At 54.1% G+C, this 11,191-nt stretch carries 8 protein-coding genes, 1 pseudogene and 1 other annotated feature; of the genes and pseudogenes, 1 reads left to right on the plus strand and 8 read right to left on the minus strand.

Going from position 1 to position 11,191, the window contains the following annotated elements:
- Positions 1-4: 4 nt before the first annotated feature.
- The 8 genes from AQ1_RS14365 to AQ1_RS14370 form a co-directional block, all read right to left on the minus strand.
- Positions 5-1,501 (minus strand): capsule assembly Wzi family protein, encoded by a 1,497-nt coding sequence (locus AQ1_RS14365; protein ID WP_052370794.1) that lies wholly within the window; start codon positions 1,499-1,501, stop codon positions 5-7.
- 95 nt (positions 1,502-1,596) lie between these two features.
- Positions 1,597-2,784 (minus strand): carbohydrate porin, encoded by a 1,188-nt coding sequence (locus tag AQ1_RS02300; protein WP_081837014.1) that lies wholly within the window; start codon positions 2,782-2,784, stop codon positions 1,597-1,599.
- A gap of 16 nt (positions 2,785-2,800) precedes the next feature.
- The gene (locus AQ1_RS02305) at positions 2,801-4,621 is read right to left on the minus strand and encodes a methyl-accepting chemotaxis protein (RefSeq protein WP_052370796.1); all 1,821 of its coding nucleotides are present in this window, start codon (positions 4,619-4,621) and stop codon (positions 2,801-2,803) included.
- Between the two features lie 171 nt (positions 4,622-4,792).
- The gene (locus AQ1_RS02310; protein WP_052370798.1) at positions 4,793-6,079 is read right to left on the minus strand and encodes an ABC transporter permease; all 1,287 of its coding nucleotides are present in this window, start codon (positions 6,077-6,079) and stop codon (positions 4,793-4,795) included.
- Positions 6,066-6,791 (minus strand): ABC transporter ATP-binding protein, encoded by a 726-nt coding sequence (locus AQ1_RS02315; RefSeq protein WP_042083673.1) that lies wholly within the window; start codon positions 6,789-6,791, stop codon positions 6,066-6,068. The genes AQ1_RS02310 and AQ1_RS02315 overlap by 14 nt, the downstream gene beginning before the upstream one ends.
- Before the next feature lie 24 nt (positions 6,792-6,815).
- A complete protein-coding gene (locus AQ1_RS02320) occupies positions 6,816-8,081 on the minus strand; it encodes an efflux RND transporter periplasmic adaptor subunit (RefSeq protein ID WP_042083674.1) in 1,266 nt (421 codons plus the stop codon).
- Between the two features lie 96 nt (positions 8,082-8,177).
- Positions 8,178-8,678, minus strand: a complete 501-nt coding sequence (locus AQ1_RS02325) for a hypothetical protein (protein WP_150007153.1) — start codon at positions 8,676-8,678, stop codon at positions 8,178-8,180.
- A gap of 347 nt (positions 8,679-9,025) precedes the next feature.
- On the minus strand, positions 9,026-10,279 hold the full coding sequence (locus AQ1_RS14370; protein ID WP_152550375.1) for a hypothetical protein: 1,254 nt from the start codon (positions 10,277-10,279) through the stop codon (positions 9,026-9,028).
- A 491-nt stretch (positions 10,280-10,770) separates the two neighbouring features.
- Between AQ1_RS14370 and AQ1_RS02340 the strand changes: the two are divergent.
- Positions 10,771-11,191: pseudogene (locus AQ1_RS02340) on the plus strand (transposase); the annotation flags it as partial.
- Positions 11,052-11,168 (plus strand) — a sequence feature (AL1L pseudoknot). Its footprint overlaps the pseudogene before it by 117 nt.

Consider the following 11,191-nt stretch of genomic DNA (forward strand, 5'->3'; position numbering starts at 1 on the left):
GGTGCTAAAAACGCCAGTTCAGGCTGGCTTCGATCTGGGCATCGAAATCATTGCGCCCGGGGGTATTGGCGCGATCATCCATGATCCGCATTTCCAGCCGCCCAAAACCCCGGCCAAAACCGCCCTCGGCCCCTATCTCAACCAGATTGATCACCTCGCGATTGGCGCTTACCTCATTGCGCGGGCCATCAAATGCATTGATCTTCGCCCGGCGATAGCGCAGCCAATAGCTGCGATCATGGCGATCCACAAAGCTGGTTTCCAGCGTGTATAATTGGCTATCGGTGCTGAGATTATGACCAATGGTGCGATCAAGAAATTCAAAGCCATCGGTGAAGATAAAATTGCTGAAGGTCACATTGGGCCGCACATCCCGCCCCAGACCGAAAATATTTCCAGCAATGGTATCGCTGGCTTCAACCCGCAGCCGCCATTGAAGCTGCTGACCTTCCCAATAGCCGCCAAGGGTGGCCCCCAAAAGCAGACTGTATTTATCAACGATGGGCTGGTTTTCATCTTCGGCAATGGTTTCGGCATAAAGCCCATAGCTGAAATCACCGATCACATCGCTATAGCGAATATCCGCCCCCGCAATCTGATTTCCCGGCTCATCGGGCGTGCCGGTATTATCGAGATCACCAAAGCCAATCAGGGCATCCACCCAATTTGAAAAGCCGCAATCCCGCCCGCTGCCGCAGGTTTGGATGGCGCGATTAAAGCCGATATCCAACCGATCAAAGGGCTGAAAAGTAACCCGGATATGGGCCATCATGATATTGTTGAAATCGGTGCGGGTGGCACCACTATCCAATTGGCCCAAGGTGAAATTGACATTCCAATTGCCCAGCCAGCTTAGCCATTTGGTATCAAAAGGTTTGGGATCGAGACGCTGGAAACCGATGCGGGGGAAAGGTCGGGCATTATTGGATAAAATCATCCCGCCATCCCAGCCGCCACCCCACCATTGATCCAGGGTTCCGGCATAAGCCACCCAATTGCCAAAGGCCTGGGCGAAATAGCTGTTATCAAAGCTGACATCGCTTCCCGGTTGGCCATCGCGGCCGCCAATGCTGAGCTTGGCATAGCTTGATCCCCAATGCTTTTCCAAAGAAACACTGGCCTCGGCATTTTCCCGCACGCCGCCATCAAAGCCGCGCACCAGCTTTTCGCGGCTGGTGGCCCCCACATGGGTTTCAATCCCCAAAGAGCGATAATCCGATGTGGTGGGCACTTTCGCCCGCACCCGGGCCAAGGCCGCTTCCACATGAAAGGGAAAGCTGCGATCCGGCATGGAAGCCAGGCTGCGGGTGACCTGCGCCCAAGGCAAAGGCCACATGGTGATCGGCCCATCGATGAGGCCATAGGCCGCCAGCAATTCAATATCACCACGCATCCGGGCATCGCCCGCCTCGATCCAGGGTTCGGCCCGTGCTGTGGAAAAAAGAGCCAGAACAGCGATCATGGCCGACAACAGCACCCCAAAAGACCTGATTTCGCGCATGGATCGTCTTTCCGCAATCTGTGATGGGATCGCTTCTTAACATATCCGCGCCTAAACGACAGAGAAAACAGCATCAGAACGAGGATCAGAGCCTTTTAGAAGCCACCGCCCCAGCCAATTTCAAGACGCAAACCAAGGGCTATGGCATCGCGCCGACTTTCGATCATTCCCGGATTTCTGATGAGTTGCAGATCGGGTTGCACCACAATTCCGGGGATGATTTCCGCCCGCCATGTCAGCTCGATATTGACCTCGCGCGCCGATTTTTCAGCCAAAATATTGGAAAAGCCATCGCCTGGCAAAGCTATGGCCACGGCGGCCCCCAGCTGATCATGATCACGCCTGGCAAAAAGCCCGGTATAAGCCAGCCCCGCCCCCACAAAACCCGAAGCATCATTAAAGCGTCCATCAGCAGCCCCGGCGCGTATCCAGGCCGAAAGCCCCTGCGCGGAATCCGCCGCCTCGCGATAAAGCTGGCGCTCGATCAAACCATAGCTGCCGCTATCGCCATCGGCCATCAAACCCGTCTCGATGACCTCAAAATCATCAGTGAACAACCAATGGCCCGCCAACATCCGCGTCCGATCATCAGGCCGATATTCGATCTCACCCACCAGTAAGATGCCTTCGCCCGCACCAAATCTGATGGCCTGACGTTTTGGCCGATCCGAATTATTGGGAACCCCATCGAGCACGGCAGCACGGATCAGCCAATTTTCGGCAGGCTGATATTGCAAACGAAAGGCTAATGATGTGGACGGAAAAATCGATGGGCCATTTTCTCCGGCCTGAGAAAAATCAGGACCAATCCCATGGGAACTGTTGATGAATAAGCCGCCAGTTTCGGTGACATCAAATTCCGTATTGAGATCATAAAGCCCGGCCTTGAGCGACAAGGCTCCATCAGCCAGACTTTGTTCATACCATGCTTCAAAAAGGCGAAAAACGCTGCCGCTATCGATATTCGAGACGACCTGAAAATCACCGACCCGTTTATCGCTAAAACTCGATTGATTGGTGTGAAGGCCGTATAAAAATAGCATTCCTCCGTCCCAGCCCACAGCTTTTTCCATATCCGCTGTAAGCATCAGATCGACATTATGCAAATAGCTGACACCCTTATTCAGCCCCCCACGCGCCAAAGACCAGATTTCACCTGTGTAAACTGTCTCCAATAAAAATGCAGGTTCAGATTTCGCCTCTTCTTCGGCCAAAGCCATCCCGAAAGGCACAAAAAAAGCGGCCATGGCTGACCAAAAGAGCACTTTATTCTGGTTCATCATCGGATTTCTTGCGCGATCAGGACATCACATGCTTCAGGAATTGATCAACATCTCTGCGCAAACGCCCGGCTTCGGAAACCAAAGATTCCGCCGCCCCGAGCACCTCGCGCGCCTGCGATCCGGTTTCCCCTGCAACCCGGCTGACCTCCAAAATATCATTGCGCACTTCGGCCGTGCCCGCTGCTGCCTGCTGCGTGCTTTTTGAAATATCGGCGGTGGCTGCACTTTGTTGATCGACCGCTTCGGATATGGCACCCGAAATATCATTGACATCACCGATGGCTTTGGTCACCTCAGCAATCAAGCCGACCGCTTCTTTTGAAACATCCTGGATCGATGTGATTTGAGTGGAAATTTCTTCCGTTGCCTTGGCGGTTTGGGCGGCCAGATTTTTTACCTCGCTGGCCACAACGGCAAAGCCTTTGCCGGCTTCACCAGCGCGGGCGGCTTCAATGGTGGCATTCAGCGCCAAAAGATTGGTTTGTTCGGCAATATCATTGATCAGATGGATAACCTTGCCGATTTTTTCCGCCGTATCGGCCAGATGCGCAATCCGCCCATTGGCATTATCAGATTTCCGCGCGCTTTCGCTGGCAAGACGCGACGATTCCCTTACCCGCTCGACAATCGTGTTGATTGAATAGCTCAATTCTTCGGCGGCGGCGGCAACAACGGTCACATTCGAACTCGCGGTCTCGGTAGCCCGATCTGCCGACGTGACGGATTGATTAACGGCTTCGGCATTATTGAGCATATTGGCGGCCGCAGAGCGCACCTGTTCAGATGAACTGGCTACCTGCTCGGCAACCAGCTTCACCGTGTTTTCAAATTCCCGCGCTAAGGCTTGCAGTGTTTCACGCTGGCGAGCGCGCGCATCAGCCTCTAGGCGTGCCTGTTCCTCACGTTTTTGATCATCCTCAAGGCGTTTCTCGCGTTCGCGTTTAACCTCCTGCGCCTGGCGTTCCTGATCTGCGCGCATTTGGGCTTCCCGGCTTTCAGCCTGTTCGGCCAGAACGATTTGATATTGCGATAAAGCCCGCGCCATTGCCCCCACTTCATCGCCGCGGGATTGATAGGGTATCGCGCTATCCGCAGCCCCCGACATGATCGCGGTCAAGGTTCTGCCAATCACCGCAATGGGCCTGGCGATGGTCATCATCAAGAATATCGCCGCCAGAATGGCAATGAGGATACCAATAGCGGAAACCAGTTGCGACTGGGTCTTGAAGGATGCTGCATCAGCCTGTGCTGCAGACACAACCGCCAAAAGATCGGCAATCTTGTCATTCGCCAAAGTATTGCCCTCTTCAAGCAGGACTTCGACCGCCTCATTAAGGCTGATGGCTGTGGCATCGAACTGGCCCATCACCGCGTTCCCTGCCGATGTGCCTTCATCAATATAAAGACGCGCCATGGTCTGGCCCATCTGATAATAGGGCGGGAAGCGTTCGCTCACATCATCGAGGCGATCCTGCAAGCTAATAAGCCCCAAGCTTTTGGCCGTGGTCTTCGCCGTCTCTACTGCCTTGGCAAAGGCCGCTGCATTCTGGGCGGCCTCATCAAAGCCGCTATCAAGCCCATCTTGCCCGCGCGTTGCTGAAATATCGGTCAGAAACTGCTGAACCTGAATAACGGATTGCCGAATATCGGCCAATGCGCGGATCAAGGGCACGACGCCGGTGCCGACCTCCTCAGACCCATTGCCAATGATTTTCATTTCATCGGATTGCTTATCCAGCATCCAGCCAGCCATCAGGCCAAGCACGATGATGACAACAGCCAACGGCAGAAAGATCAAAGCCAACTTTCCGCCCAGATTCAGCTTTAATAATTGCATTATACCACCCTGTATAAAATCGGACCGCACGTCCTTAGCAGCGCGCAATGGAAGGAAATAAAATGAAGCCCTATAATCGATTTAGGGCGTAATTAATTAATTATTGGCTAAAATTTCACTTATAAATTGAGTTCTCATTTTAGTTGCAAAATTTTTCTCTACCCTGATCCCTCAATCATGGCGCAAAGCCTCGACCGGGGTGAGGCGCGATGCCCGGATGGCAGGATAGGCCCCGGCCAGAACACCAACCGCAACAGACGTGACAAGCGAAATGACAAGGATCGGAAAATCGACAGAAAAAGGCCATTCGAGAGCATTAGAAACCAAAATGGCAAAAAGGCTGCCGAAAACGATCCCCAACACGCCGCCAATCAGGCAGAGCAAGGCGGCTTCCACGACAAACTGATTGCGAATATCAACCGGCCGCGCCCCCAAAGCCATCCGCAGGCCAATCTCGCGGGTGCGTTCGCTGACCGAGACCAGCATGATATTGGTGATCCCGATACTGCCCACAAGCAGGCTGATCGAGGCAATGGCAACCAGCCCAAGCTGGATCGCCGTGATGATCGACAAGGATTGCGCCACGAATTCTTTGGTTGATGTGAGGGTGAAGGGATCGATATCATTCTCCCCCACCCGATATTTTTCCCGCAAAAGACTTAGGATCGCTTCTTCGCCTTTTTCAATGGCGGCCTCTTGCCCAAACTGAATGAAGGCAAGATCAATTGCATCATGGGCACGGGCGCCCGCAGCGCGCATCCGCTGCATCGCCGTTGACAAAGGAATAAGGGCGGTATCATCGGGATCAGATGACAGGCTTTTGCCCTTGCCCGCTAAAAGGCCGACGATTTCAAAGGGAACCCCATTAACCCGAACCGATCTGCCCACAGGATCATCCGATCCGAACAAGCGGCGCGCCACGGTGGCTCCCACCACGATGGACCGGGCTTTCAGCCTTTGATCGGCATCAGACAAGAGCCTGCCCCGGGCCACCTCGGCTTTGGTGATCGCAAAATAATCATCGGTGATGCCAACCACATTCGTACGGCTATTGGCATTGCCCGCAACCAACGAGGAATAAACCATAATTTGTGGTGCGGCATGGAGAATGCCGGGGAGTTTTGTGGCGATCTGATCCACATCACGCACCGTGAGGCGACCTGCGGCACCGCCTGCGGGATTGCCATCAGGCGCTGCCGACAAGATCACCATATTGCTGCCCATCATATTGACCGATTGCTCGATCTTCCATTTCGCGCCTTCCCCGATGGTGGCGATCAGGATCATCGAGGACACACCCACAATCACGCCAAGGGTTGTCAATGTGGAACGTAAAACCTGCAATTGAATGGCGATATAGGCGATCGATATATTCATCGCCAGATGGGGAGCGGAGAAAACCTCGCCCAATCGCGCCAGAAATTCCAGCACACTGCGATTGAAATCAGCTCTGCTCATGCACATGATCCGATATGATCTGCCCATCTTTGACAAAGATCTGCCGATGCGCCGTGGCAGCAACGGCATCATCATGGGTGACGATAATGATGGTCATCCCCTCGTCATTCAGATCGGTCAGCAGGGCCATCAGGGCGCTTGCTGTTTGGCTATCCAAGGCGCCTGTGGGCTCATCGGCGATGATCAGCGATGGCTTATTGACCAGCGACCGGGCCACCGCCACCCTTTGCTGCTGTCCGCCCGATAATTGCGCGGGGCGGTGGGCTGCACGATCTGCCAATCCCACACGATCCAGCACCGCCATGGCCTGTTGCCGCCGCTCCAAAAGCGGCACACGCGCATAAAGCAGGGGCAATTCAACATTTTCCAAGGCCGTCATCCCCGCAAGCAGATTGAATTGCTGAAAGATGAACCCAAGGCGGGCATTTCTGAATTGCGCAAGCTCCGCCGCCGACATGGTCGACATTTCGCGCCCATTAATCATGATCCGCCCATCGCTGGGGCGATCAAGCCCGCCAATCAGGCCGAGCAAGGTGGATTTGCCCGAGCCGGATGCCCCCTTGATGGCGATGAACTCGCCCGCATGGATTGAAAAACTAACCCCCCGCACTGCATGAATATCCTGATCGCCCACCCTGAAAATCTTGTGCAGATCCTCCACCTTTAAAAGCGGAGCTCTATCAGGGGGCTGTTGGTGGCTTTCAATATTCATATCCTGCACCTCATCGAGGCAATCTCATTTCTGCCCAAGAAAGCCAATGGCAATGCGATCCCCCGGCCTGATGTCAGAGTCCAGAATTTCGGTAAACTGATCCCCCCGCAGGCCGGTTTTAACCGTGATCGGGGTCAATTCTTCAGCCGAAGTCCCCCGCTGCACCCACAAGATATTGCCGCCATCGCCCTTGCCTTTCCGGATCTGATCGCGCATGGCAGATGATCGCTTGATCCGCTCGGCTTCTTCTGGATTGACGAACCGCACGGCAATCTTTCCGCCATCCTCATCTTTCGCAGGCATGGGATCAAAATTGAGGGCACGATTGGGCACCCGAAGCACATCATCCCGGCTTTTGGCAGTGATGCTGACCATCGCCGTCATCCCCGGATAAAGCCGATCATCCATCTCGCTCACATCAATGATAACCGGATAGGTGGTAATGCCATCATTCACCACCGGCGACCGCCGGACCATTTTAACCCGACCTGTAAAACTGATATCGGGGTAGGCATCCACCGTAAAACTGACGGGTTGATCCGCGGCAACGCCGCCGATATCGGCCTCATCGATCCGCGCTTCGAGCACCAAAGCTTCAGCATCCGATGCGATTTCAAACAAAAGGGGCGTTTGAAAGCCGGATGTCAATGTCTGGCCCGGCTCAACAGCCCGATTGATCACCGAGCCATCAACCGGCGAAATGATGATCGTGCGTTTCAGATCAACCTTGGCGCGCGCCAAAGAAGCCTCGGCACTGCGAATATTTGCGGCCGCGATCTTCAGGCTCGATTCCGCGCGCAAAACGGCCGCTTCGGCCTGGGTCTTGCGCATTCTGGCTTCATCCAGCGTTTGATTGGAGGCATATCCGCCCCCCTGAAGCTGCATGCTGCGTTGAAGCCCCTGCTCGGCATTCAAAAGCTCGGCTTTCGCTGTGATCAGATCTGCTTCCGCCTGCAATCGCTCGGCTTCAGAGCGTTCGCGTTGGGCTTCCAAAGAGCCGATCTGCGCTTCAACATCGGAAGGATCGATAACGGCAAGACGCTGCCCCAGCTTGACCCGATCATTGAAATCGACAGTCACCTCAAGCAATTTGCCCGAAACTTCCGCACCAACCGATACCATCAAACCCGGCTTTAAGGTTCCCGACGTGGCAATGCTCGCCGAAACAGCGCCTGTGGTCACAAAATCATATTCATATCTGGGCGCATCGCTGGAACACAGATAAAAATAAAGGGCAACAGGAACCAGAATAACCAATGCAACGATTATTTTTCTTTTGGTTATTTTCATCACAGGCCCTGCACCTTTTCCGCAAAGATTGGCTGATCACGCCAGCATCTGACCCATTTGCTTTATATGAAACTGAAAGAACAGAAATGCCCTGCCCTATCGCAGCAGGGTGGCTTTCCCCATCACCACATCCATCGGCAATCCGCTGGCAGACATAACCGTTTTGCCTGAGATGGGGCCATCAAGGCTTTGACGAACAAGGCTGGAAATAACCGTTCCCCCTTGCTCTGCCGATCCAAGCCGAACCACAAGAACATTGTTTTCCAGATGACATTGCACCGTGACATAATTCATGCCTTCCGCCACATCTTTGGCCGTGCAGCGGGTTAAATTGTCATCCGAGAATTCAAAATCCATCTCATAAATCATTTTATCTTCATCGACAGGGGCAGTGGGATCGCTCGATGCAGACGGCATCACAGAGACCGTTAAACCTGCTGTCGAGGCATATTCGCTGCGCGCCGCCTCGCTGGTATCGATTTCCATCGTCCATTGCCCGGCCACATCGGCCGCACCAATGGGCAGCCCAGCAACATCGCCTGATGAAGCCCCTCCGCCATCGCAAGCCGCCAAACCAAATACAAGGCAAGATGCCAACAGACATTTGCCATAAAAACGGTGCATTATAGGCAACTGAACATTCCTTATTATAAGAATTTAAAATATTTTTACGCACTGTACGCGAAATCGTCAATCGCTAAAAAATTCTCCGCAACTTCATGAATTGCTAAATTTCAACTAAAAAGTGTTATTTTTATTAAATAATCAACTACGTCATTCCGGCCCCCGAGCCGGAATCCATCTCGTAAAGCGATGAGGATGGGAAAGAGTGGCCCCCGGGTCTCCGCCCGGGATGACGATTATGGCAAGGCCGAGATGACGTTCAATGTTGGGCCGGGAGGACTGTGGGGATGGGCTCCGGATTCCCTTTGCCTCCACTCGGCTTAATCCACATCAACGCAAGCCGCCATCAGCCTTTCGGCATAAGCCTCGATAGCAGCGAGCCAGGCTTCAGGATGCGCGAGCAGCGCCATCGCCCGGGGCTGATTTAAAGTGCCCTTTTCCACCACATACCAATTCCTTGGATTAGGGGTTTTTCGCACCTCGCCGCCAATGATCCCGGCGATCATCTCCAGATAATCATGGGCAAGATCGATACGGCCCAAACTATCAGCATACCAGTTAACATTGTGGGAGACCCATTCCCCCTTTTCATTGATCCCGCCAAGGGCATAGAGATCATCCCCCGGCCCGCGCACACGCAGTTGCAGCGATTTCGAGGCCGATTCCAGTGTCACAGCCTGATCGGCAGCACGATCAAGAAATGCCTGAAGGGCCGCAGGCAAACCGGGCTCGGCCTTTTCAAGGATTTCCAGCATACGATCCTGAGAAATCAAGGTGCGCCGACCCGAAGCGCGCAGGTCTTGTGTTGCCTGCGGTGCCTCCATAGCCACTCGGCCATCAATGATCCTGACAATGCCGCGCTCGATATTCACCGTGCGGGCCAGAATGCGCGGCTGGATATAGAACCCATCCTCTGCCCCGTGGAAAATCGGCATTTCAATTATGCCCAGGGTAAAATGAAACCCCGCGTGTTTTTGTAAGTAACCCGAAAGACTTTCCACGCCTTCGCGCACCCCATCGCCCACGATCAGCAGCAACATCCTGCCCAGCCGCAAATTACGGGAAATGGCGTCGGCAAAATCGGCTTCACCGATAGCCGTCTCCCCATCGATCAGATCATAAAGAGAGGAAAGCGGCGGTGAACCCTCTGGCATCACGGCTTTCAGGACCGCTTTTTGCAGATCCTCATAATCCCATGCCGCCATGGCGTGGGCATAATCGATGATCTGGGCAACGACTTCCCGGCGCGCCTGCGGATTTCGCCACAGCTTGCATTCAGCAATGATCAGATCGCCGCCTTCCGTAACGAACAGATTATCGGCATAGCCTGCGGGCGTTGGCAGTTCGAGGCAAACCGGAACGATGCGGGCAAAGCCGGGTTCGATCTCCTGCACCGGTAAAATCTGAGGAAAGCGGAAAATCAGCTTTTGCAGCCATGCTTCATCAGGCCGAATATCGCCCCGATCCAATGCCACGGGCTCAAGGGCGCGGGCGGTGCCGGTCTCATCAAGCCGGTCAATGTAGATCGGGCGGGCATATTGCCGCCCCGCCCGCAAATTGTCTCCACCTCTCATCAGTCACCCCCATAATCCAACGCATCCGCTTCATGATGGACGGATAAGAAGGAGATGGCTATGGACTTATAATAGCGACCGCCCCAGCATGGGCATTGGCGGCACAAAACCCGCCATGAAATGGCTCCCAAAGCGGGCGCGAGGCGATAAAATGGCCGTATAAGTTTTAGCATGCTCCCCGTTAAAAATGGGGGGATTACCGGGGCAAGACGCAGCGGTTGAAATGCATAGCCAAGACTATTCCTCCGGTGTCTTCGTGTCCAAGAGCTCACTTTGGAGCGGCCTGTCAGGGGTGAGTGACTGCTTAAGCGCACTGAAGAGGGTTGCCTCGCCAGCGGTTCCTGGCTTGAACACATCTGTGTTAAAGTCTTGATCACTGAGTCGCACCCGATCAATGTAGGCTCTAAACTCGGATTTTTCAGGTACGCGCATCCACTCTGAACCGCCCCGGGATTGCCGGAGGCTCCAACTTTTGAGTAGAAGGAGCCCTTATGAGCAAGACCACAAACAAGTTTTCACCAGAGATTCGCGCCCGTGCTACCCGCATGGTGCTGGATCACAGACAGGATTATCCATCGCGCTGGGCTGCGGTGGTGTCCATTTCAGAAAAGATCGGCTGTTCACCGCCGACACTGCATGAATGGGTAAAGCGTGCAGAGGTCGACAGTGGTCAGCGCGCCGGTGTTCCAACGGAGATGGCCGACAAGTTGAAAGCCTTGGAACGTGAGAACCGGGAGCTTCGTCAAGCCAACGAGATACTTCGTAAGGCATCAGCATATTTTGCTCAGGCGGAGCTCGACCGCCCGTTTCGCAAATGATCGCGTTTATCGATGATAACCGTGAAGACTATGGGGTCGAGCCGATTTGCAAAGTTCTGCCAATTGCCCCGTCGACCTATCACAGTCATCTCGC

Origin of the sequence: Iodidimonas nitroreducens (genome assembly GCA_000710935.1) — a bacterium.
In the GTDB taxonomy this organism is placed as follows: domain Bacteria; phylum Pseudomonadota; class Alphaproteobacteria; order Sphingomonadales; family Rhodothalassiaceae; genus Iodidimonas; species Iodidimonas nitroreducens.